The organism is Nocardiopsis moroccensis, assembly GCF_055763695.1.
In genome coordinates, this window is sequence record NZ_CP199747.1 from 5,870,214 (window position 1) to 5,892,795 (window position 22,582).

A 22,582-nucleotide genomic window follows, 5' to 3' on the forward strand; every position below is an offset into this window, starting at 1 on the left:
GCTCGTTCGGCCCGGGGTCACCGGCCGCGCCCCCGGCGGTGGTCGTCCGCCTCCACGGCGTCCGGCCTGCCCTTCCGGAGGCCGGACTTCAGCGCTCGGCGGTAGCCGACGATCGCCCCCACCAGGCTGAGCGCACCCAGCACGGCGGTCGGCACGTGCCCGACCGCCCAACCGGCGCTGGTCGCCGCGATGCCTGCGGACAGGAGTACCCCCACCCACCACCAGCGCGGCCCGCCCAGCGCGACGCCTCCGTAGACGGCCGCGCCGACGAGGGTGGCGGTGAACAGGAATACCCCCGTGCCGCCGATACCGATCACGGTGGGGATCACCCACCCCGGCGGAGGGCCGGCGTCGGCGTACATGACCACGGGGATTCCGGCGCCCATGAACAGCAGCACGCTCAGGACGGTCGCGGTGGTGCCGGCGAGGGTGAGCTTCGCCGTGGTGCTCAGGGGTTCGGTGTACCGGTCCAGCGTCGCCGACCACGAGCCCCACATGACCCAGCCCGCGCAGGCAAGTACGGTTCCCAGGCCGAGCGGCACCAGGAACACCGGGCTTTCGAGTTCGCCGGTGACCAGGTTGGTCACGATGCCGATCGGGATGCTCAGCAGCAACAGCCCCAGCCCCGCCAGAGCGCCGTACCCGAACACCCGCTCCATCCGCCGGGCCGGGTGCGCCCTGCCCACCTTGCGCCGGACGGATCCGTTCCTACCGCTCACGGTCTCGTCACCGGCCTTCCGGCGCCCTGTTCCGCGTGCCCGGCACCGCAGGGAGTGCGGTGCGGCACGGGGCGGGGCGGTGCTCGAAGCCCTCTGTCCCGTCGTGGTGCGCAGCGGCGACGACGTCGCGCACGCGCGGAGTAAGCGGGGGGAGCCGTTGTTCCATGCCTGGAACCCTACGCCGGGGCACCGTCGTTCCCGCAGCCCGGTACCGGCTGAACCGCCGGTCAGGTCCGGCGTCGGGGCAGGAGCCCGGCCAGGTCCAGGTCGAGGTCGAAGGGCAGGGGCCGTTGGAGCGTGCCCCGGAAGATACCCGCCGGGGCGTAGGCGCCCGTGGGCCCGTCGAGTTCGTAGACGTGGGCGACCGGGACCCCGTTCTCCTCCTCGACGCACCAGTAGTGGGGGATCCCGGCCTCCGCGTACTTGCGGAGCTTGACCGTCCGGTCCCGGTGGGCGGACTCGGGTGAGACGACCTCGACGACCAGCAGGACGTCCTCGGGGGCGTACCACGTGCGATCGGGCTCGTAAGGGGCGCTGGTGGCCAGGAGGTCGGGTTCGGGCCGGTTGCGCGCGTCGAGCCGGACGGTCATCTCCCGTTCGATCTCGACGCCCCGGGGAGCCTGGTCCGTCAGTGCGGTGGTCAGTCCGGTGACCAGACGGCCGTGCCAGGAGCGCTGGGGGGACATCATGAAGACGAGTGCTCCGTCGATGAGCTCGGTGTGCCGGGGGGCCTCCGGGAGGTGGTCCAGGTCCTCCGCGAACCAGCCTTCCTCCCGGGGCGGACGCATCCATTCGGGCAGCGCGGTCATGTCCCCACGTTAGCGGTTCGGCCGTCGGCCGGTCGCGGCGGCGGATACCTTCGGGGAGATCCCGGTTACATCCGGTCAACGTTTTCCTGTCCTCCGGGGACAGGTCTTGCTCTCCGAACGGTGACTAACCCCTTTACGGTCTGGCCAGAAATACGCTGACGTGCACAGCCATAGGGTGAGTTCAGTGGCGCATTGCCATATTCTGCGCTTTTTGCGAAGTTCTTCCATGGGGGACAATGTGCACCCGACGGGGAAACGCGGACTCGTCCTGGCGGCTCCCAACCCGCACAATGCCTCACTATAGGGATGGGGTAGACAAGGGCATGACGGAAGCGTCGGCGACGGCGCGATGATGTTCGGGCGTCGGCTTACCAGCCGGCGCGTCACTGTGTGGAGGAGGCGGGGATGGCCAAGACGTCGCGGCGCGACACCGCGGTGCGTGACCGGGCGGACGACACCGACCGCGAACTCGACGCTCCGCCTCCCCGCAGGCCGCGCGCCGGCGCCGGCGGGCGCTGGTGGGTCGGCGTGGGGCGCGTCCTGCTGTGGGCGTTCATCATCGTCGTCATCTTCAACGGCATCTGGTTCCCCGTCCGAAACGGTTTCTCCCTCCCCACCTCCTCGGCGGAACCCGAGACCGCCGAAACGGTCGACTTCCCCGAGACCGCCGCGGCCGCCTTCGCGCTGCGCTTCGCCGAGACCTACCTCGACACCTCCGACCCCGAAGCCCGACAGGCCGCCCTGGCCGCCTTCGTCCCCGAGGGCGAGGCGGGAGGGCTCAACGTCCCCGCGGACAGCCTCACCGGGGACAACCTGACCGTGGTCGCCGTCGACGTCAGCGACGAGTACAACGCCCTCGTGGTCGTCCGCGCCGACGTCAACGGCGAAACCATGAGTCTCCAGGTGCCGGTCTACAGCGACGGCGACTCCCTCGTCCTCTCCGGCCGCCCCGCCCTGCTCGCCGAACCCGACCTGGCCGAGCTGCCCGCGGGCTCCTCGTTCGAGGAGGACCCGCAGGTCGCCGACCAGCTCTGGGAGGTGCTCCCCGGCTTCTTCGAGGCCTACGCGCAGGAGCCCGGTCACCTCGATCGCTACGTGGAACCGGGTGCCACAATCACCCCGCTTCCGGCGAACAGTCTGGAATTCCACGAACTGTCCGATCTGACGGTGCCATCCCAGTCCTCGACCGGGGATGATGACGTACGACAGGTGGCGACCACCGTGGTCTGGTCCCTGCCCTCCGCCGACTCCGACGACGGCGCGGGCGAGACCGGTCAGGTGGTGCAGAACTACCTGGTCACGATCGTCGACTCCGGCAACGAGTGGTACGTGCGTGACATCCAGGGCGCCCCGCACTCGTTCGGCGAGTGACCGGACGGTGACGGGGCCCGTAGGCAAGGAGACGAGAGAAACCATGTGCACACCAGCACCGACAGCGGAGGAAGGCGCCTGACATGCTCCCCCTGTTGTCCGCCGCGGCCGACACCATGACGGCCCTCGGCAGCGCCGACCCGACCTCCCTCGCGAACGGGACCACCCCCGCGGAGAACGCCCCCGACACCGGTGGACTCGCGGACTTCCTGCGCGGCTTCTTCGGGCCGCTCTTCCTCGTCATCGTGTCCATCGTGGCGATCTTCTTCCTGTTCACCAGGGAGATCACCCGCTTCATGCAGTTCATCATCCTGGCGATCTTCATCGGGATCGTCTTCTACGTCCCCGGCATCATCGAGGTCATCGCCGTGGCGCTCGCCCGAGCGATGGGCGTATCGACGGAATAGGCGAGGGAGGCCGGAAACGTGGATCTGCCCACGTACACCAACATCTGGCGTATCGAGAAGCGGCTGTACAAGCTCTACGATTTCCGGCTGCCCATGCCGCTCCCGGTGGGTACCTTCGGGGTCGCCCTGGGCGTGTTCGCGCTGTGGGTGGTGCTGCTGAGCATCCTCAACGCCCCGTTCGACTTCGGCAACGGCTGGCACCTGGTGCTGTGGGTCGTTCCGCCGGGCGTGATCACCGTGCTGGCCACCCGACCGGTGGTCGAAGGGAAACGCCTCACCGAACTGCTCATCTCGCAGGCGCGCTTCCTCGTCGAGGCTCGCGTCTACACCCGGCTGGCTCCCGAGTACGAGCCCGCCGAGGCCCGGGTCTCGGCCCGGGTGTGGCACCGGGACCCCGACGCCGGGCCCCTGCCCCTGACCCGGAGCGCGGCCCGTCGCGTCCAGGCGGAGGAGGCCGCCGGTCAGGGGCTCGCCGCCGTCTCCGATGACGCGGATCAGGAATCGGCCGCGCAGGAGCAGCCGGCCACGGGAGGCAGCGGTCTGCGCGCCGACCCCGAGGCCGCGCCGCCGCTGCGCGGTGTGCCCGTCGGCGCCGCGCCCCGCCCCGCCCCCGAGCCGGACCCCGTGGCCGAACCCGTGTCCCGCCCGACCCCCGACCCCGACGACTCCGTCGAGTACACCCCCGTGCGTGAGTACACCTTCGCCCAGAGGGTCCCGGCCGTTGCCGCCGCCGCTGTGGGCGGGCACGGCCGGGTCGGCCACGGCACCGACCCGATCGGGCAGGACGGTGCCGTGGCGGAGCAGCAGGACGGGTTCGGGCACCGGGCGCCGGCCGCCGACACCCCCGAGCACGAGGACCGTGCCCGCTCCGGGGTGGGCCGCCGTTTCCTCAACTACTTCGGCTTCGCCCTGGGGGCGGAACCCGGCGCTGACGGCTCCGGCCCCGACGGAGGCGGACACCACGGTGGACGAACCGGTGACGACGGTACCGACGGGGGCCGGGGGCCGGGACGGAATCTGCCCGAGGCCGACGACGACACCGGTGAGGGCTTCGACGAACCGCTCTACGTCACCGAGGAGGACGAGCAGCGCGACCGCGACGCGTGGTTCGCCCAGCTGCGTGCCTCCTCCGGCCACACCCCCCTCGGACTGACTTCCAAGAGCGCCTACGCCGCCAGCGAGACGGGCGCCATGAGCAGCGCCGAACTCGCCGACGCGGTCACCCCGGGCGCACCCGTCCCCGCGCGGGACGCGGACGAGCGCGAGCAGGGCGCGGCGGCCTCGGTACCGGAGGGGGCGGGCGAGGAGTCCGCCGCCGCGCGCCGCCTGCGCGGTCGGGTCCAGGGCATCAGAGTGGCCAAGGACCTCGCGGACCGCCGTGAGCGCCCCGTTGACGAGGAGGGGTCCGTCGCGGAGGTGGGCCCGGAACCGGCCCCGGTGCGTGAACGCCTCCGCCCGGCCCAGCCCGAGCCCAGAACCAGGGCCCGGGGACAGGCCCTCCCGGACAGCGGGGGAACCGGTCCGGATCTTTCGGCGAAGACACGACGCCAGGGGCGCCCGCACGCTGCTCCGTGGGCGCTCGACGCCGACGAGGAGGGGCGCCGGCCGGGTTCCGCCGGCGGGACCGACTACCCGGACCTGTCCGACTACGCCGCCCGCTACGCCGCCGCCACCGGACGCCCCACGGCGGCCGATGAGGTGTCCGCGGCGCCGTGGCTGCCCCCGGCCTCCGGCACGCCCGGGGAGGCCGCACCGGAAGGGGAACAGGACCGGAAGCAGAGCGGGCGGGGGCCGCGCGAGGAGGGGGGCGACGCCGGGATCGGCCGTTCCGAGGCCGGGCCGCAGACCTCCCACGCCGAACCCGTCCCCGTCCCTGCGGACGGTGCCGCCAAACCGCCGCTACAGCTGGACCACGGCACCGGCGAGCACGAGGCCATGCCGGTGGAGCCCGTCCAGGAGGACCCCGCCGAGCGTGGCCCGGAATGGTCCGAGCACATGTCCGTGCTCGACCAGCATCTGAGCAAGGCCGACACCCCGGCCCCGCCGCGGCCCAAGTTCGCCGACGCCGTGCCCTCAGGGGAGCGCGCGGACGAGCGCAGGGACCCCTCGGAGTGGTTCGACGACGGTAAGCGCCGCCACCCGGACCAGCCCAAGGTGGGGGACCGCGACAACCCGGTGATCGCGGTCAGCGAGCTCCGCGAGGAGCGCCGGGCCGCTGTCGAGGCCCGCGAACAGGAGGTCCGCGAACAGCAGGCGCGGGAGCGGCAGGACCGGGAACGTGCCGTTCGGGAGGAGGCGGCGGAGGCCGAGCGCCGTACGGCCGGGGCCGCCGCCGAGCCGGACGAGGGGCCCAAGCCGCCCACCCAGCTGGACCACGGCACGGGTGAGCTCGTGAGCTTCGCGGAGGTCCGTAAGGACCCCGCACCCACCGCGTCCGCTCCTGCCGAGTCCGGACACGGGGCCGGGACGGCTTCCCCCGAGCCCGCGGCCTCGGCATCCGGCTCCGGGGCCGCGTCCGGGCCTGCGTCCGAGTCCGCGGCCAGGAGGACCGAGGCCGAGCTAGCCGAGGCGGAGGCCGCCGCGCTCCGCGCCCGCCGGACCCCTGCGGCGGCCGAGACCGAACCGGAGGCCCCGGCCCGTTCCGACCGGCTGTCCCGGACGATGCGGGCCGCCTCCACTGCCCCGACCGCTTCGGCGGACTCTCCGGCCGCAGGGGAGGACGAGCCACAGGCCCGGGCGGCGCAGGCCGGTGCGGAGCCGACCGCTCCGGGCGCAGAGGAGACCACGACGGACGCACCCCGGGGTGCTCCGGGGGAGCACGACCTGCACGACGGGGTCTTCCACCGGGTCGCCCAGAACGCCCGGCGCATCGGCCAGCTTTTCGGCCAGCCCACCCCGGGGGAGGAGCCCGACCCGTCCCGCGGTTCCGGGCCCGCGTCCGTCGACACGGACCCGGCCAAGCCCGAACTGGAACTCGACCACGGCACCGGCGAACAGGCCCGCCTGGGGGACACCCCCAACGGGGTACCTTCCCAGCGGCCCGAACCCGAGTCGGCCGGGCAGGCCGAGGAGCCCGCCGCCGACTCCGGCGGTACCCGCGGCTGGCGCCGTCTGGCCAAGGTCGTCACCGGGGGAGGGGCACCGGTTCGCTCGGACCTGCCCGCCAGCGACATCGAGCGGTTGCGCACCCCGCTGGCCGGACCGCGCTCCCTGGTCGTCCTCGGCTGCACCGGTGGCGCCGGGCAGACGGTGACCGCCCTGATGGTCGGACACACCCTCGCCGCGCACCGCGACGACCGGGTGGTGGCGGTCGACGTCAACCCCGGCCCGAACGGCTTGTCCCGCAGGGTCGGCGCGCAGGCCCCGGAGACCCTCACCGCGCTGTTGGCCAACGCCGACTCCGTGGACGAGTACGACCGGATGCGTTCCTACGCGGGCAGGGCCGGGACCGGGCTGGAGGTCGTCCAGACCCTGGACGATCCCTATGTCCAGACCTTGGACGACCGCGACTACGGCCAGCTCACCGGTCTGCTCGGCGGGTTCTACGGTGTGACGCTGCTGGACCCGGCCGCCACGGGTGTGGCTCGGGCCCTGCCGGTGGCCGACGGGCTCGTCCTGGTGGCCCCGGCCAGCGCGGACGCCGAGCGCGCGGTCTCCATGACCTTCGAGTGGTTGGACGGCAACGGCTACGGCGCCCTCAGGGCCAACTCGATCCTGGTGGTCAACGGTGTGAGCAAGCGCAGCCTCCAGGACGTGGACGCCGCCGAGCGGGTGGCCCGCGGCCGCTGCCGCGCGATCGTGCGGATCCCGTGGGACGACCACCTGGGTTCCTCGTACACGAAGATCGACGTCGGTGCCCTGCGCCCGGCCACCAAACGCGCCCACGGGGCTCTGGGCGGGGTTCTGGTCAACGCCCTGGCCCCTGCCTCCACGGCCACCTGAGCCGGACGCACACGGCGGCCCGCCCCCGACCGGGGGCGGGCCGCCGTGCTGTCGCCTCCACAGCCGTGATCTTGCCCGTAGTGCAGGGCTCGACGACCGAGGACTGCACTGGGGGCAAGATCATGGTTGGGTTCGGAGTTACCGGCCGACGGGTGTGTTCTCCCGGGCGGCGAGGAACTCCGGGCGGGCGCCGTTGGCGCTGAACGGTTTCGTGCACGCGTTGTCCACGCTGTTGAACACGATGAACACGTTGGAGCGCGGGTAGGGCGTGATGTTGCCGCCGGAGCCGTGCATGCAGTTGGAGTCGAACACGGTCACGTCGCCCGCCGAGCCGGTGAGCACGTCGATGCCGTGCCGGTCGGCCAGCATCGTCAGGGACGCCTGGTCCGGGGTGCCCACGTGCTGGCTCTTCAGCGAGGAGCGGTAGTGGTCGTCCGGGGTCTCGCCCACGCAGGACACGAAGGTCCGGTGCGACCCGGGCATGATCATCAGGGCACCGTTGTGGGTGTAGTTGTCGGTGAGCGCCACGGAGAAGCTGACCGCTCGCATGCGGGGCATGCCGTCCTCGGCGTGCCAGGTCTCGAAGTCCGAGTGCCAGTAGAACGAACCGCCGCCGAAGCCCGGCTTGTAGTTGACGCGGCTCTGGTGCACGTACACGTCGGATCCGAGGATCTGGCGGGCGCGGTTGACGAGGCGCGGGTCGTTCACGAGGTCGTTGAAGACCTTGCTGACCTTGTGCACCTCGAAGACCGAACGCACCTCGTCGGAGGACGGTTCGACGACCACGCGCTCGTCGGCGCGCAGCGCGGGGTCGGAGCTGAGTCGGCGGAGCTCGGCGCGGTAGGCCTCGACCTCCTGCGGGTTCACCATCGACTCGACCTGTGTGTAGCCGCGGCGGTCGTAGTCCTCCAGTTCCCCTGAGGTGAACGGGCCTCCTTCGGAGCCCTGCCAGACGACGGGGTCCCTGCGGTAGAGCAGGGACGGTTCGGTGGCCTTTCGGGTCGGGTACTCGTCCGCGGTCGGAAGATCCATTTGCAGAGTCATGCCGTTCCCCTCGGTGAGGGTGCTCCTCTCAGAATCGGGTTCTCCGTACGACATGCGAACTTAACAAACTTGCGCGGGGAGGATATCCGGCGTCCTTTACGGCGCGGGTTTACAGATCTGGCCGCTGGGTAGTACAGCCATACTATATGGGCGAAAACATATTTCTCGGCGGCTTTGCCTGCGGGTTTTCGGTGCTCCCGCTCCGCCTTTCGGTGGTGTTCACCTGCACGGTGTCGCGGAGGGTGATCGTCCGGCCCTCTGATCGCCGTCGGTTTGTAATCATCCCAGGTCGTCCACTTGCGGCGGCGGATCTCAGGCTCTGAGCCGCTTCGGCGCATCTGTCTATGTGATCTATTTCACATGCATCTGGTGCGGCTCGCGGTGCAATCTCAAGGGGTGTTTCCACCGCTGTCGGGGGCCCGGACGCGCGTCCCTGCCCGTGCTCCCGCACGCGACTTTGCACGCTACTCCACGCGCCGCCGTGCGTGTCTTCGGAGTTCTCTCCCCGTGCCCTCCGGTTCACGCGGAATTACCCCCGCGGGTACTGGCAGGAAAGGCTTCGCCGACCCACAGTGGTGGGGTCCGTATTTCCTCGACCCGCTCAAGAGGAGAACTCAGTGCCCCTTCCGCTCAGGCCCCCCGCCCCCCGGGTGCTCGCTCGCGCCGCAGCCGCGGTCTCCGCCGCCGTGGTGGCGATGGTCCTCGGCTGGTCCGCCCCGGCCGCCGCCGACCACACCCTTGCGCCGAACATCCCCGGCGACTCCGCGGCCCAGTCCCAGCTGAACTCGCTCACCGTCGCCCCCAAGGGTCCGCAGTCCGGCTACGACCGAAGCCTCTTCCCGCACTGGTACGTGGTCGACAGCCCCTGCACGGCCCGCCAGGTCGTGCTCCAGCGGGACGGCCACGGCGTCGTGACCGATTCCGGCTGCCAGCCCACCGCCGGGAGCTGGTGGAGCGCCTTCGACGACGAGTGGGTGTACGACGTCCCCGGCGACATCAGCGTCGACCACATGGTCCCGCTCAGCGAGGCCTGGAAGACCGGCGCCGCCGACTGGTCCACCGCCCGGCGCGCCGACTTCGCCAACGACGTCACGAGCTCCCAGTTGTGGTTGGCCACCCCGTCCAGCAACAGCACCAAGGGGGACAAGGACCCCTCGGAGTGGATGCCGACCAACACCGCCGTCCACTGCGACTACGCCAAGTCCTGGATCAACGTGAAGTACGTCTACGACCTCACCATCACCTTCTCCGAGGAGTCCGCGCTCCAGAGCACCCTCGACACCGCCTGCTAGCGGACGCAGCCGGTTGACGGCCCCTGTCCGCTGACGCCCCCGTCCGCAGACGAACGCGGCCCGGTCCCTCGTACGGGGCCGGGCCGCGCTCTGCTTCCGGTCCGGTCTTTCCCGGACCCGTACGGAACCCCGGTGGCCCGCCCAGTGCCCGGGGTTCTGGCGCGCCGAAACAGTCCCGGCTTCTCAGCCACAGCCGGATGCAGCACTATGGGTGATGGTTCACGGGCGGAACCGCCAGCGCTGTCACGAGGAAGGGCGAGCAGATGACCGGCACCAGGGGGACCCGTGGGGCGACCCGCCTCGCGGTCCGCTACTTCGACGACCGTGTGCTCTTCAGCGACAACGAGGCCTGGGCCTACTTCCGGCTCCCCACGGTGTCCTACGAGTTCACCACCCCCGAGGAACGCCAGGCGCTCGCCACCAACATCACCATCGCCCTCGCCGCCATCCGGATGAACGACGCCGAGGTGCACCTGCGCGTCGCCCACCGCACCTACCCGGCCGCCCAGTGGGCGACCCGACTGGACGGGACCGCCGACGCCGGCCCCGGCTGGTACGACTACCTCGACGAGATGTACCGGCACGTGTGGGCCAAGGACTTCTGGACCAAGGAGGTCTACCTGGGCGTGCGCCTGGGCCTGCGCAACGCGGGCGCCGGCCTGGGCCTGTTCTCCCAGTTCTTCGGCGCCTACCAGCGCACCGAGCAGATCCTCGGGATCGAGGACGACGCGATCGACGACAAGGAGATCGCCCGCTGGACCGACCAGTCCGAGCGGCTGGGCCGCGCCCTGGCCGCCAGCTCCCTGCACGCCCGGCACGCCACCTCCGACGAGGTCGCCTGGCTCATCCGGCACGCGGTCAGCGGCACCGCCGAGGAACCCCGTCCCTCCGCCGCGGGCCGTCGCACCTGGGGCCGGGGCGAGATCGAGGCGCTGGTGGACGGGGTGGTGCACAACGGCCGCTCCATGCTCCGCCTCGAACAGCCCGCCGGGTCCACCTACGTGGCGTTCCTGTCGTTCGCCCGCTTCCCGGACCTCATGCCCTTCCCCGACGGCGAGCCCTGGCTGCACCACGCGGACGCGCTGCCCTTCCCCGTCGAGATCTCGCTCCGGATGAAGCTCATCCCGCCGGCGAAGGCCTCCAAGGACGTCGGCCGCAAACTCGCGCACGCCCGCGACATGGACGCCCACATCCGCGAGGCCGGGGTCGAGGCGCCGATCGCGCTCGCCGAGCAGATCGATGCCGCCCGCATGCTGGAGCACGGCATCACCAAGGAGCGGCTGCCGTTCGTGTACGGCTGGCACCGGCTCATGGTCTCCGCGCCCACCGAACGCCTCCTCGGCCAGCACGTCGAGGCGGTCGTGGAGCACTACCGCGACATCGGCATCGACGTCATCAACTCCACCGGCGACCAGTTCTCCCTGTTCAACGAGTCACTGCCGGGCGACCGCATCCGCCTGAACGCCTACGCCCAGCGCCAGCCGCTGCGCACCATCGCGGGCGGCATGCCCACCGCGACCGTCGACGTCGGCGACCGCGAGGACGGCCGGGGCGGGGGCTGGGTCGGCCCCTACGTCGGCGAGACCATCGGTCGGGCGCGGTCCATCGTGCACTTCGACCCGATGGTCGCCGCGGCCCGCAACCGCCCCACGGCCATCGCCATCACCGGCGAGCCCGGCGGCGGCAAGACCACCCTCGCGCTGCTGATGATCTACCAACTGGCGCTGCGCGGGGTCACGGTCGCCGCCATCGACCCCAAGGGCGACGCCGAGTCCCTCGTGGAGCTGCTCAAGCACCGCGGGCGCAAGGCCAGGATCATGTCTCTGGGATCGGCCCAGCCCGGCCTGCTCGACCCCTTCGCGTTCGGTGACGACCTCGCCGCCAAGAAGACCATGGCGACCGAGACGCTGCGCCTGCTGCTGCCCCGGATGAGCGAGGAACGCGAGTCGGCGATGATCCAGGCGGTCGCCACGGTCGCCAACCAGCCCCAGCCCTCCCTGGCCAAGGTCGTCGACCACCTGGTCTCCTCCGAGGACGCCGCCTCCCGCAACCTGGGGGCGGTCCTGGGGTCCATGTCGGAGATGCGGCTGGCCTCGCTGTGCTTCGACCCCCAGGGCGAGGCGCGCATCGACACCGAGGGGTGGACCACCGTGTTCACCCTGGGCGGGCTCACCCTGCCCGACTCCGGTGTCAACCGCGACGACTACTCCTACGAGCAGCGGCTGTCCGTCGCACTCCTCTACCTGGTCTCCCAGTTCGCCCGCCGCCTGATGAACGGCCTCGACCGGCGCCTGCCCAAGGCGATCTTCCTGGACGAGGCGTGGGCGGTCACCTCCACCCCCGAGGGCGCCAAACTCGTCCCCGAGGTCTCCCGGATGGGCCGGTCCCGCAACACCGCGCTCATCCTGGTGTCGCAGAACGCGGGCGACATGCTCAACGAGCAGGTCACCAACTGCCTGTCCTCGGTGTTCGCCTTCCGGTCCAGCGAGGCCCACGAGGTGGCGGACGTGATGGCGCTGCTGGGGGTGGACTCCAACGAGGACCACATGGCGGTGCTCCGCAACCTCGGGAACGGGGAGTGCCTCTTCCGCGACCTCGACGGCCGGACCGGGCGGATCGGTGTCGACCTGGTCTCCGAGGACCTGTTGCGCTGGCTGGACACCAACCCCACCCGCGAGCGGCCAGCGGAAGATTCCCTGGTGTCCGTTAACGGCCGCGACCAGTAGCGGCCCCCTCGTGTAGACGCAGTTCAGCGGCGGTTCGGGAGGGCGGGCGGCGGGTGCGGGCGGGCCACCGGCGCCGAAGGGGCGCGGGGAGCCGGGTTCGGGCGCCCCGCGGACGGGGAACGAGGAGACTGTCGTCCGTCCTTCCGTACCGTGCCCCGGCCCCAGCCGACCCGTAGCCCGCCCCGACCCGGGGGCGACCGCCCGGACCCGGATCCCCGGACGGTCCTTCCCGACCGGCCCCTCCCCACGCCTTCTCCCCCACTCTCCGGACGACCCCGCATCCCGACCGACACCCACCACTCACGAGGGACCGCCCATGAGTGAGGACGTCATCCGGCCGCGCCCCGTCGTCGACCCCGCCCTGCCCGAGGAACTGCGCGGGGGCCTCCTCCAAGACGCCAACGCCCCCGCACCGCGCCGTGCGCGCACCGACCGGGAGGACGCCGGCCGCGCCCTGCGCCTGCGCGAGGGCGGCATCCAACTGCTCGGGGTCGGGTTCACCCTGTTCCTGGCGCTGTTCACCGCGGGTTGGTATCTCGCCATGGTGATCGCCAGTATCAGCCTGGTCGCCTACGTCACCGCACTGGCCCTGCGCAGGGAGGCCGCGCCGGCGGTCCGCGGGGCCGGTGCCGCGGTGGGCGGGGCCGTCCTGTTGTCCGTTCCCCCGTGGCTGTTCGGCGTCCTGCCGCCCGACCCGCTCGGAGGCGCCCCCTGGCTGCTGTTCGCGGTGCTGGTCGGCATGGTCACCGCGGACACCCTCACCGCGGGGACGAAGGAGCCTCCGAGGGAACGCCACCGGGACCGGGTCCTGTGGCCCGAGGACGTCAGCACCGCCGACCACGGACTGCTGGCGGCGGTTCAGCAGACCGTGGACGGGGTCGTCGACGCCCGGGCGGAACTGGGCCGGTCCGACGGCCTGGACCTCGCCCGCGGACTGTCGGTCCTACGGGAGCAGGAGTGGCGGGTCGCCTCCCTGCTGGCCCGACAGCGCGAACTGCGCCGGGGGTACGTCCTGCGGTGGCAGCGGGCGGCCTCACCCCGGGTACGCGAGGCACTCGAACCCCAGCGCCGGCACCTGGCCGCGGTGGAGGGCCACATCCGGGACCGGGTCGGCCAGATCGTCGAGTACGGGCGGCTGGTGGACGCCGCGGTCCTGGCGCACCGCGAGTGGGAGCAGTGCCAGGAGGCCCTGGACGCCACCGCGGCCTACGCCGACCTGCGCGCCGAGGCCTCCCTGCTGTCCGTCCGTTCCCCGGAGATCGCGGAGCTCGCCGACACCGCTGAGGCCGCCCGCCGGGTCCGCGAGGAGAGCGGGGCCAGGGTCCGTGACGCCGTGACCGGCCTCGCCGGCCTCGGCCCGGACGGGCCTGCGTCGACGGGCCCGGGCTGACGTCAACCCAGCCCGAAGTAGGAGCGCGAGGAGGCGGGGACGAGCAGGAGACCGCCGACGGTCAGGGTGTACAGCAGCATCAGCGCGTAGAGCACCATGAGTTCCGGCGTGTGGATGAACACCGTGAACATGCTCATCGCCAGCGAGACCGCCGCGATCCCCTGCACGATCACCACCAGCGCGTACACCAGCCGGGACCGGGTGAGCAGCCCGAAGGCGGCGAAGGCCGAAACCACCCCCCACAGCCCCAGGAACACCACGCTGCCCCACCCGGTGCCGGACCCGTCCTCGCTCGCCCGGTCCGCGGCCAGGGCCGTGAACACGAACAGGGCGAGGGCGTTGAGCCCCAGCATCACCATGGCGGTGAGCAGCGGTGCGGGCTTGGCCGTGTCCGGTCCGCCGGGGCGGCCGCGGTCGGGAGCCGCCGCGGCCCCGGGGCGGGGCCCGGTGTGCCCGACCCCGTGCAGGAACCGCAGGCCCGCGTTGGCCGGGACCGCCCGGACCGGCACCGGTCCGCCGGGCATCGGGACGCCGGGTGCCGGTCCGCTGGCCCCGCCCCGCCCAGGGACGGGACCCGTGAACCCGCGGGTCTGCCCGGGAACGGGACCCGCGAACCGACCGGTGGGCCCGGCTACGGGGCCCGCAACAGGGCCGGTCGGCCCGGGGGGAACCGCCTGCCGGTACACGAGACGCTGGGGTCCGCTCGGAGGCTGAGGCCGCTGTGGCCCGCTCGGTGGTTGGGGCTGCTGTGGCCCGCTCGGTGGTTGGGGCTGCTGGGGTCCGCTCGGTGGCCGCCGGTGCACACCCGACACCCGCGGTACGCCGGCCGGGGCCTGACCGCGTCCGCCCGGGGGCCGAGTTTGCTGTGGTCCGCCCGGCGGTTGGGGCTGCTGGGGGCCTCTCGGCGGCAGCGGCGCCCTGTGCGTCCGCACATCCTGCTGCGCGGCCCGGTGTTCCCGCTCCAGCAGATCCAGGGCGGCCCGGGGGCCGGGCCGGGCCGCCACGTCCCGGGTGAGCAGCGCCGCGATCAACGCGCGCAGGGCCGCTCCCTCGGGGGCCCGTGCCTCCTGGTTCCGGGTCAGCTGCGGCGGCATCGGGTCGGTCAGCACCGCGCTGATCATGCCGGTGATGCTGTCCCGCTTGAACGGCGAACGCCCCTCCAACAGCGCGTACAGTGTCACCCCGAGACTCCACAGGTCCGAGGCGGGCAGCGCCCGCGCGCCCTCGAACCGCTCCGGCGCCATGTACTCGGGCGAACCGATGTACACACCGGCCTGGGTGAGCGCCGTGCTCCCGTCGACGTTCGCGATCCCGAAGTCCGTCAGCACCGTCCGGTTGTCGCTGGTGGACATGATGTTGGCGGGTTTGACGTCGCGGTGCGCGACCCCCGCCGCGTGCGCGGCCCGCAACCCGCCCAGCAGCGCACGCGCCGCCTGCTCGACCCGTTCGACCGGCATCGGCCCCACGGTGTCGAGGCGGTGCTGGAGTGAGGTTCCGTCGAGCAGCTCCATCACGATCCACGGGCTCGACTCGTGTTCGAGCACGTCGTGGACGGTGACGACGGAGCTGTGGCTGATCCGGGCGGTCGCCTGGGCCTCGCGCATGGTGCGGGCGTGTGCCTCGGCACGCTCCTGCGGGCTCATGTTGTCGGGGAGGAGGACCTCCTTGACCGCGATGTCCCGGCGCAGGGCGGGGTCCCAGGCGTGCCAGACCGTGCCCATCCCGCCGACGCCCAGCCTCTTCCGCAGTTCGTAGCGGCCGATGCGGGTGTGGCCGGGGGTCGGCATGGGGCGGCTTCCCTTCTGGCGGTTCGAGGGGCCCGCCCGGGCCGGTCACGCCCGGAGGGGGCCGCCCGCCGTCTGGGGCGACAGCGAGGGGGAACCGCCGTTCTTGAACCTGTTCCAGCAGGACTCCGACTGTAAACCTGCCCGCTGGGGCGGCTTCGGAGCCAACCACGGGTGACCGATAGCGGTCAGCGCTGCGGCCCGGAGGTCGCCTCACCCCCAGGTCGTCGTCTCCGGGTCCACGCCGTGCGCCCGCGCGTTGGCGTCGATGACCTCGCTCAGCCACACCGCCAGACCGGGTTCGATGCCGTCGTAGTGGGACCTGAACCCTGGTTCGTCCACGTTCATGCGTCCCAGGACCACCTGCATGGAGTGTGTGCAGTCGAAGTAGACGGCCATCGATTCCCGGTGCCGTTCGGCCAGGGCGTTCGCCCGCTCGCTTCCCGGCACCACTTCCGCCCGCAGGGCCTCGGCGAGGTCCGCGTTCAGCGCCTCGACGTTCTCCGAGATCCGTTGCCAGTCCTCGACCGTCCGCTCCGCGGCACGCTCGGCGAACTGGGCCCACTGGCGGGTGTCGCCCCACCGCTCACGCGCCCCCGCCGCCCAGGCGGGCTGCCAGTGCTCGCCGAAGATCTCGACCTGTTCCTCCGCCGACAGCAGGATCCCCTCCTGTCTGGCTTCGGCCATTCGGTCCAGGGAGTCCGCCATCCGCTCCAGCCTGCGGATGCGTTCGCGCAGCTGGTCGCGCCGCCGGAGCAGGGACTCGGTGGCCTCGTCGGCGTCCGCTTCCAGCAGCCGCGCGGTCTCCTCGAGGGAGACGCCGAGTTCGCGGTAGACCAGCACGCGGTGGATGCGGGCGACGTCCGAGGAGGTGTAGAGCCGGTAACCGGCGGCGGTGCGGTCGCTGGGGCCGGCCAGTCCGATCTCATCCCAGTGGTGCAGCGTCCTGACGGTGACCCCGACGAGGGAGGCCACCGTGCCGACGGTCATCGTCCGGCCCTGGTCCGCAGTGGTCTCCGGGGGAGCTGAGCGGGCTCGGCGGGATCGGTCGGTCACACCGACCAGTCTGCCACCGGGAGCCGACGTGTCACCGGGCCCTGATCTGGCACTGGGGCTCGACGCGCCCCGGAGGCCCGACGTGCCACCGCAGGCGGGTTGTCCACAGGCCGGAGCATGGCTCTGGCACAACCCCGCCCCACCGGGTTGACTCGGATTCGGGGGAGCTTCAGGTCCCGCCCACCTCATGCTGCCCACAAGCCGCACACAGACCATCCGGCAACCGTCATCTCCGTGCCCCCCTTCTACCCCTCAGGGACGTCGATCCCCGAGTCCCGGAGGAACTGGGCCTCCGTGCTCTCGGGGTCGAACGGGCGAGCGGCGGTCATGATCACTCGGGTGTTCTCCGGGGTCGTGACCTCCACGTCCACCGTGTTCCACGGCATCTGCCGGGGCCCACTGGTGGAGCCGGGAAGCTCCCTCTCGCACGCCGCCACGATCCCGTCGATCTGGTTCAGCACGCAGGAGAAGGTGATGCTCACCGCGGGCGCCTCGGCGGGGCGTTCCCCCGGCACCAGCAGGACGTCCTGGAACGCCCACCGGCGCAGGTGGACGACCTGGCCGGGCACGGAGAAGATGTCGAAGAAGCCGAGTCCGCCGGTCCAGAACGCTTTGGAGGCCTCCAGGTCGCCGGTCGGCACGGTCAGGAACACGGGCATGCCGTAGATGCCCCGGAACAGTTCCGGGGGAGCGGTGTCGGGGCCTGGTACCGGGACGGGGCTGATGCTGAATGCGGGAAAGTTTTCGCTCATGCGGTCATCGTGGAGCCTCACGCCGCGTGAGGGTCAAGCCGGAACCGGGCGGGGGAACGCGGGCCGGGCGGGGCAATGGTTTCGCTGCGTCCCTGCCCCCCGTCCCGCCCGGGCCCGGCCCTGCCGCCGCCCTACCGCAGGCCCGTCCGGGCCCAGTCCTTCCGCTCCTGTTCCCGCCAGTTCCGGCCCCCGGTCCCGGCCCCGGTCCGCGTCACTGGGCCAGGTAGGCGGAGGCCGCCAGGTCCCGCACCGCCGCAATGTCGCCGGGGTCCAGTAGGCGCACGTGCTCGGCTGCCTCCCGCATCTCCGACGCGGGGATGTCGAACCCGACCTCGCCCTGGAGGAAGCTCTCCCTGGGGTTGTCGGCGGGAGCCAGCATCGCCACCGGGCCCGGGTCAGCTCCCACGTTCCAGGGGCCCGAGTCCGGCCAACCCTCGTCCTCCGTCGCGGCTGCGGCCTCCGCGTAGCCCGGAGAACCCGCACCCCGCAGGTCCACCCGGACTTCAGGCAGACCGGGGTGGCCCATGTCCGGAGATCCCTCGTAGGGGTCGTACACGACCAGCCGGGCCTCGAAGGCCTCGAAATCGGAGGCACCGCCGTTCAGCCCGGACACCTCGACCCGGCTCTCATCGCACTCCTGGCTGTCGGAGTTCCCGCTGCCGTGATCACCCGTGCCCTCCGAGGGGCCCGCGCCCTCCGAGGGGTCGGAGCACTCGTACAGGGGGTCGTACTCCGGCCGGGTGGCCAACTCCAGTTGGAGGTCGTCGTCGTTGATGTACACGGCGGTGAAGGAGCTGTGCTCGTGGTGGAACTTCAGGTGCCAGGGCCGCCACCCGGGGGCGTCGAGTACGGCGAGCGGGTACGGGTACCCCTCGATCGACTCCGTGTACTCCTGGATCCGCCGCGCGGTGTCGTTCCGCAGGTCGACGAAGGTGAACGCGGTCGACACCAGGACGGCGACCGCCAGCGCGGCGCACGCCCACCCGAACCCCGCCCGGCGCTCTGCGGCCCCGTGGGACGCCCGGGCGCGCCACCGCACCGCGAACAGGACCAGGACCACCGCGGCCAGGTGCAGGTATCCCGCAGGTCCGAGCATCCCCGGGGAGAAGATCTCCAGCTCGGCCGGGCCGATCTCCACGCCCAGGGCTGCTCCGCGTTCGCCCTCGAACCACATGGACAGGGCAGGGGCCTGGAGCAGTGCCGGCAACAGCGCGAACATCAGTAGCAGGCTGGTCCCCATCGGTCGGGGCCATCCGGCGAGCCGCAGCAGGAAGGGCAGCAGGACCGCCAGGACCACCAGCCCGACGACGGCTGTGCCCAGCACCAGAACGATCGGGAGGACCGCTTCGGAGCTGCCCGGCCCGGAGAACTTGAAGGCGAGCACGAAGGAGAGGACGAACGCCGGCATGAAGACGAAGAGGAGGACGAGGAAGGGCAGGAGGAGAGCCAGTGCCCCGAGCGCGACGAAGGCGAGCGGCTCTGGGGGTCCGGGGGAGTCGGCGTTCTGGTGGGTGGACAAGGCGTCTCCGGGAGTTCGGGATCCGGGAAGGGGGCGGGGGAGCAGGTGCGGGAAGGCGGGCGGAGGGGCGTGGTGGTCCCGTGCTCTTGCTCTGGAAACTGGGATGCTCCGGGGGCCGAGCCTGTTCGGTACGGTCCGCACCCGAACCGTGCGCCCGGTTTCGCGGGCAGCCGGAGGTGAGGGTGCGGAGTACTTCCTCCTGGGCACCGCCCCGGGAGGCGGCCGGGATGCCTCCGGGAGGGCATCGGAGCGGAGGGTCGGGAGGGCGAACCGTTTCGGCCCGCCAGCAATAGGGTCTGCGGGTACCACGGAAGGCAGACTTGGGACTGAGTACCAGTCCACTTGCTTGCTGTATGTCCACTTTTCGAGGTGAAAAGTTCTGTGACGCGCCTCATAGTCCGCATGTGGACAGCAAATTGTGGCCTTGCGGTTTTTGGGCGTTCCGGTCGCCCGTTCAAGCCTGTTACCTGCGTAAACAGGAAGAACTATCCGGTTTGTGCCCCTGCTTCCGGTCAGTCTTGGGGCGACAACCGGAAAACCGATCGCGTTGCGGCCTTCCCTCAACCCGGTGATGGCGCACCATAGAGGATGGGGTAAAGACATGCGGGGGCCTTGTGGCCGCGCGCGGTCGCACGCCGGATGGTGCGGTGGCGTGTGTGCGTGGTCCGGGCCCTGGTGTCTGCAACCGATTCCCCGCCCGAACCACGACGCAGGAGCTCAGCAGATGACGCATCAGCACGTCCACCGGCGGGGTTGGCGCCGACTACTGATGACGTTCCTGATGCTGAGCACCTTCATCCTGCTACCACTGACATCGGCGCAGGCTGACCCGATCTGCTCGGGCAACCCCGCGCCTCTGCCCGAGTCCGCGGGAAGCGGCGCAGACGGGCTGCTGGTTCCACCCCGGTCCCAGTCGGCCATCGAGGGATCTCCTGACGGGATGCCGCCGGACGCCAGTATGTACGGCCAGTACGGGACGGCTGGCCAACAGTGGCACATGATTACCGAGTCCTGTGTCGACAAAATGGGCCTGGGGGCCCAGGCGACCATCACGAACTCTGCCTGGGATCTCTCCAAGACCATCAACCAGTCGACGATTACTGTCTATCAGGCTGCCACTTCGGATGGGCTTCTCTCTAGTTTCACCGAAACTGTTGAAGAAGTGGTAGTCGCAATGAGAGAGGGTATCTGGCGCCCTCTCATTCCGACAATCGTGATCCTGGGAGCCATCTGGCTTGGATGGTATGGGCTTATCCGCAAGAGAATGACTCTCACACTTGAGTCCTCCGTCTGGATGGTTGCCGCGACAGCGATTGGTATGTGGATTCTCGTTAACCCAGCTCAGGTGATGAGTTTGGGTAGTACTTTGGTTAACTCGGGAACCCAGCTAGTGACCAGCGTCGTCGGACAGGTTCCTTATGGTGGTGGATCTGGATCTTGCCCAGCAGGAGCTGAGCCCCCAGAACGGGCGGATTGGGAATCTGAGTCAGATTTTCAGGTGCGCCGTAACGCTGACATGATGTGGTCGAGCTTGGTTTGTCAACCTTGGGTTGCTGGGCAGTTTGGCAACGGGGATATCGCCGAAATCGCCACTCAAGAGCATGCTATGGACCTGATAGCAGCTCAGGGTATTAGTCGAATTGAGCAGCAACAAATTGTCGATGGAGAAATAGAGCCAGAGGCTCTTATGACTGAGAAGCAGGAGTCTTACGAAGAAATTGCTTCTAATGTCGAATCCTCTTTTCCTGGTGTTTATCCTCTTTTCTCGGGTGATGATCAAGGGAGTCGATTGGGCGTTGCGACCCTGGCGCTCTTTGCCTCGATTTTCGCGGGTGGGCTGATTCTCGCCGGCTCTGTGGCGCTCATCGTACTGAAGATCGGCTTCATGCTGCTGTTCATGCTCTCGCCGGTGTTCCTGCTCATCGGTATCCACCCGGGTTACGGCCGCATGGTCTTGCTTCGGTGGGTCGAGCTGATGGTCGGCTTCCTGCTAAAGCAGATCTTCGTTGTACTACTGATTGCTCTGTTGGTCATGAGCTACGGCATCGTCATGTCAACCACTCTGGGTTGGGGCTTGCAGATGATCCTGCTGGCCCTCTTCACCCTGGCACTCTTCATTTATCGGAAGACCTTCGCCTATCTTTTCGCCTCGGTTAACGCGAACAGCTTCACTTCGCGGATCGTCAGCGATGCCGCGCAGAGCCAGGCGCTGGACAAGAGCTCGATGGTTCTACCGCCGGTCGCCTACCTCAAGGGCCAGAACTGGGGTCGTCGCCGTGGAGCGATGATCGCGGGCGCGGCCGCAGGGGTCCCTGCGGGCGGGGGCGTATCAGCAGGTTCCGTTGAAGGCGTCGAAGAAGCTCCTGAGGGAGGGAGCGCCCGCGCAGATGGCACTCGTGCTCGGGGGGTCGCTGGTTACGGGCGTGTCCGTGAAAACGAGTCCGCTCCGCCGCTCAACGTCAGCCGAACCAATACCTCGGGTGCGGGCCGAGCCAACGGAGCCAATCGGAGCTCCGACCAGGCTCCGAGCCTCAGCGGAAAGAGCGGTGGCAACACCAGCGGCGGCGGTAGCGGGTCCATCCCGCCCAGGCCCACCGGCGGTTACACCGGAACCGGCGACAGTGGTTGGGCTTCGGTCTTCGGTACCAACGGGGGAGGCAGCAGCCCCACCCGTAGTGACAGTGGCGGCTCCGGTTCGGGCGGCGGCATGTTCGGTGGCGCGGCGGGCAGTTCGCGTGCGGCCAGTGCCGAACGTCCTGAGCCCAGTACCGGACGCGGCATTTTCGGCGGCCGTGAGGACACCCCGGCCCAGGGGAACCTGGGCAGCCGGCGCTCGCGCTGGGGAGGTCCGAAGGAGAAGCGCGACCGTCCCGCCCCGCAGCGCCCCGCGCGTCCTGCCCCCACTGATCACGGAAGGCGTGGCGATGGAGAGGGCGGTTGGTTGACCGGTTCCGGTAAGCGCAAGGACGACGCCCCCATCACCCCCTTCTGGGGAGAGGGCGGTAACTCCACCAGGGACCGCAAGCGCGACGTCCCCTTCTGGCTGAACGACGACTAGCGACCGAGTCACCGAGCAGACGACAAGGCAACCGAGCACCATGCCCAACCCTCTCCCCGAACGCACCCAGCGAATGGTCGTCATCGGCCTGATCGCAGTCCTGGCCGGGTTCGGGCTCTACTTCGGCCTCGGTGGATTCAGCAGCGACGAGGACGGACGCACCGTCCCGCCCGGTGACCCGGGGGCGACCCGAGGCGCGGCGGAACCGCTCTCTGAGCCCGGTGCGCTGGCCACCGTGCCGCCCAGCCCCATCCCGACCACAGGAGCGGAGGACCTTGACGTCCTCGGCTGGTTCCCGTTCAGCGAGGCGGAGTTCCAGGCGGCGGGGGCCACCGCGCAGGCCTTCGCCGAGGCCTACGGCACCATCGACTACTCCCAGGAACCCGAGACCTACTACGCCTCGATGGAGGTCCTGGCCACCGACGAGTACGCCGAGGTGCTCTCCGACGCGAACCGGGCCGGGGCCTTCTGGGAGGAGATGAGCCAGGCGGAGGCGGTCGCCGATGGGCGTGCCGAGGTCCAGGAGGTCCGGACCTTCGGCAGTGACTCCGTCACCTTCGTGGTCACCGCCCAGTCCATCACCGAGACCGGGGACGCCGAGTTCGACGAGGACCTGGGAGACTTCGCCGTCACCGTGGTCCGGGAGGGCGGATCCTGGGCGGTCTTCGACTTCCAGCCCGCCGACGTCGGACAGTTCGGGGAGGAGTGACCCC

The 22,582-nt window shown here is 70.6% G+C and carries 15 protein-coding genes; 8 read left to right on the forward strand and 7 right to left on the reverse strand.

Annotated elements, in window-relative coordinates:
* Nucleotides 1–17: 17 nt before the first annotated feature.
* Together ACUKCB_RS26010 and ACUKCB_RS26015 are read right to left on the reverse strand one after the other, a co-directional pair.
* The gene (locus tag ACUKCB_RS26010) at nt 18–719 is read right to left on the reverse strand and encodes a hypothetical protein (protein ID WP_473038168.1); all 702 of its coding nucleotides are present in this window, start codon (nt 717–719) and stop codon (nt 18–20) included.
* A gap of 227 nt (nt 720–946) precedes the next feature.
* A complete protein-coding gene (locus ACUKCB_RS26015) occupies nt 947–1,528 on the reverse strand; it encodes a Uma2 family endonuclease (RefSeq protein WP_473038169.1) in 582 nt (193 codons plus the stop codon).
* Nucleotides 1,529–1,933: 405 nt separating this feature from the next.
* On the opposite strand from ACUKCB_RS26015, the gene ACUKCB_RS26020 reads away from it, so the two are divergent.
* From ACUKCB_RS26020 to ACUKCB_RS26030, 3 genes are all read left to right on the forward strand, one after another.
* Nucleotides 1,934–2,899 carry a conjugal transfer protein gene (locus ACUKCB_RS26020; RefSeq protein WP_473038170.1) on the forward strand — a complete coding sequence of 322 codons (966 nt, stop codon included), beginning with the start codon at nt 1,934–1,936 and terminating at the stop codon, nt 2,897–2,899.
* Between the two features lie 83 nt (nt 2,900–2,982).
* Nucleotides 2,983–3,306 carry a hypothetical protein gene (locus tag ACUKCB_RS26025; protein ID WP_191274107.1) on the forward strand — a complete coding sequence of 108 codons (324 nt, stop codon included), beginning with the start codon at nt 2,983–2,985 and terminating at the stop codon, nt 3,304–3,306.
* A gap of 18 nt (nt 3,307–3,324) precedes the next feature.
* Nucleotides 3,325–7,248 carry a TcpE family conjugal transfer membrane protein gene (locus ACUKCB_RS26030; RefSeq protein WP_473038171.1) on the forward strand — a complete coding sequence of 1,308 codons (3,924 nt, stop codon included), beginning with the start codon at nt 3,325–3,327 and terminating at the stop codon, nt 7,246–7,248.
* 138 nt (nt 7,249–7,386) lie between these two features.
* Here ACUKCB_RS26030 and thpD read toward each other — a convergent pair whose 3' ends face one another.
* Entirely contained in the window at nt 7,387–8,292 is a 906-nt protein-coding gene (gene thpD / locus ACUKCB_RS26035; RefSeq protein ID WP_473038173.1) for an ectoine hydroxylase, read from the reverse strand.
* A gap of 617 nt (nt 8,293–8,909) precedes the next feature.
* On the opposite strand from thpD, the gene ACUKCB_RS26040 reads away from it, so the two are divergent.
* From ACUKCB_RS26040 to ACUKCB_RS26050, 3 genes are all read left to right on the forward strand, one after another.
* Entirely contained in the window at nt 8,910–9,584 is a 675-nt protein-coding gene (locus ACUKCB_RS26040) for a GmrSD restriction endonuclease domain-containing protein (RefSeq protein ID WP_473038174.1), read from the forward strand.
* Nucleotides 9,585–9,847: 263 nt separating this feature from the next.
* Nucleotides 9,848–12,310: an ATP-binding protein gene (locus tag ACUKCB_RS26045; protein WP_473038175.1), complete on the forward strand. Its 2,463-nt coding sequence runs from the start codon at nt 9,848–9,850 to the stop codon at nt 12,308–12,310.
* A gap of 316 nt (nt 12,311–12,626) precedes the next feature.
* The gene (locus tag ACUKCB_RS26050) at nt 12,627–13,700 is read left to right on the forward strand and encodes a hypothetical protein (protein ID WP_473038176.1); all 1,074 of its coding nucleotides are present in this window, start codon (nt 12,627–12,629) and stop codon (nt 13,698–13,700) included.
* A gap of 2 nt (nt 13,701–13,702) precedes the next feature.
* On the opposite strand, the gene ACUKCB_RS26055 is transcribed toward ACUKCB_RS26050, so the two are convergent.
* The 4 genes from ACUKCB_RS26055 to ACUKCB_RS26070 form a co-directional block, all read right to left on the reverse strand.
* The gene (locus ACUKCB_RS26055) at nt 13,703–15,487 is read right to left on the reverse strand and encodes a protein kinase domain-containing protein (RefSeq protein ID WP_473038177.1); all 1,785 of its coding nucleotides are present in this window, start codon (nt 15,485–15,487) and stop codon (nt 13,703–13,705) included.
* A gap of 210 nt (nt 15,488–15,697) precedes the next feature.
* Nucleotides 15,698–16,540 carry a MerR family transcriptional regulator gene (locus tag ACUKCB_RS26060; RefSeq protein ID WP_473038178.1) on the reverse strand — a complete coding sequence of 281 codons (843 nt, stop codon included), beginning with the start codon at nt 16,538–16,540 and terminating at the stop codon, nt 15,698–15,700.
* 245 nt (nt 16,541–16,785) lie between these two features.
* Complete coding sequence (locus tag ACUKCB_RS26065) at nt 16,786–17,292, reverse strand: VOC family protein (protein WP_473038179.1); 507 nt, start codon at nt 17,290–17,292, stop codon at nt 16,786–16,788.
* Between the two features lie 211 nt (nt 17,293–17,503).
* The gene (locus ACUKCB_RS26070) at nt 17,504–18,811 is read right to left on the reverse strand and encodes a hypothetical protein (protein ID WP_473038181.1); all 1,308 of its coding nucleotides are present in this window, start codon (nt 18,809–18,811) and stop codon (nt 17,504–17,506) included.
* 724 nt (nt 18,812–19,535) lie between these two features.
* Between ACUKCB_RS26070 and ACUKCB_RS26075 the strand changes: the two genes are divergently transcribed.
* Nucleotides 19,536–21,869, forward strand: a complete 2,334-nt coding sequence (locus ACUKCB_RS26075) for a TrbL/VirB6 family protein (protein WP_473038182.1) — start codon at nt 19,536–19,538, stop codon at nt 21,867–21,869.
* A gap of 40 nt (nt 21,870–21,909) precedes the next feature.
* Nucleotides 21,910–22,578: a hypothetical protein gene (locus ACUKCB_RS26080; RefSeq protein WP_473038183.1), complete on the forward strand. Its 669-nt coding sequence runs from the start codon at nt 21,910–21,912 to the stop codon at nt 22,576–22,578.
* The last annotated feature ends 4 nt before the right edge of the window (nt 22,579–22,582 follow it).

Excerpts from the sequence above, each read along its gene's own strand:
- ACUKCB_RS26015 (WP_473038169.1), bottom strand. The coding sequence starts at position 1,528 with ATGACCGCGCTGCCCGAATGGATGCGTCCGCCCCGGGAGGAAGGCTGG.
- ACUKCB_RS26020 (WP_473038170.1), top strand. The coding sequence starts at position 1,934 with ATGGCCAAGACGTCGCGGCGCGACACCGCGGTGCGTGACCGGGCGGAC.
- ACUKCB_RS26025 (WP_191274107.1), top strand. The coding sequence starts at position 2,983 with ATGCTCCCCCTGTTGTCCGCCGCGGCCGACACCATGACGGCCCTCGGC.
- thpD (WP_473038173.1), bottom strand. The coding sequence starts at position 8,292 with ATGACTCTGCAAATGGATCTTCCGACCGCGGACGAGTACCCGACCCGA.
- ACUKCB_RS26045 (WP_473038175.1), top strand. The coding sequence starts at position 9,848 with ATGACCGGCACCAGGGGGACCCGTGGGGCGACCCGCCTCGCGGTCCGC.
- ACUKCB_RS26050 (WP_473038176.1), top strand. The coding sequence starts at position 12,627 with ATGAGTGAGGACGTCATCCGGCCGCGCCCCGTCGTCGACCCCGCCCTG.
- ACUKCB_RS26055 (WP_473038177.1), bottom strand. The coding sequence starts at position 15,487 with ATGCCGACCCCCGGCCACACCCGCATCGGCCGCTACGAACTGCGGAAG.
- ACUKCB_RS26065 (WP_473038179.1), bottom strand. The coding sequence starts at position 17,292 with ATGAGCGAAAACTTTCCCGCATTCAGCATCAGCCCCGTCCCGGTACCA.
- ACUKCB_RS26075 (WP_473038182.1), top strand. The coding sequence starts at position 19,536 with ATGACGCATCAGCACGTCCACCGGCGGGGTTGGCGCCGACTACTGATG.
- ACUKCB_RS26080 (WP_473038183.1), top strand. The coding sequence starts at position 21,910 with ATGCCCAACCCTCTCCCCGAACGCACCCAGCGAATGGTCGTCATCGGC.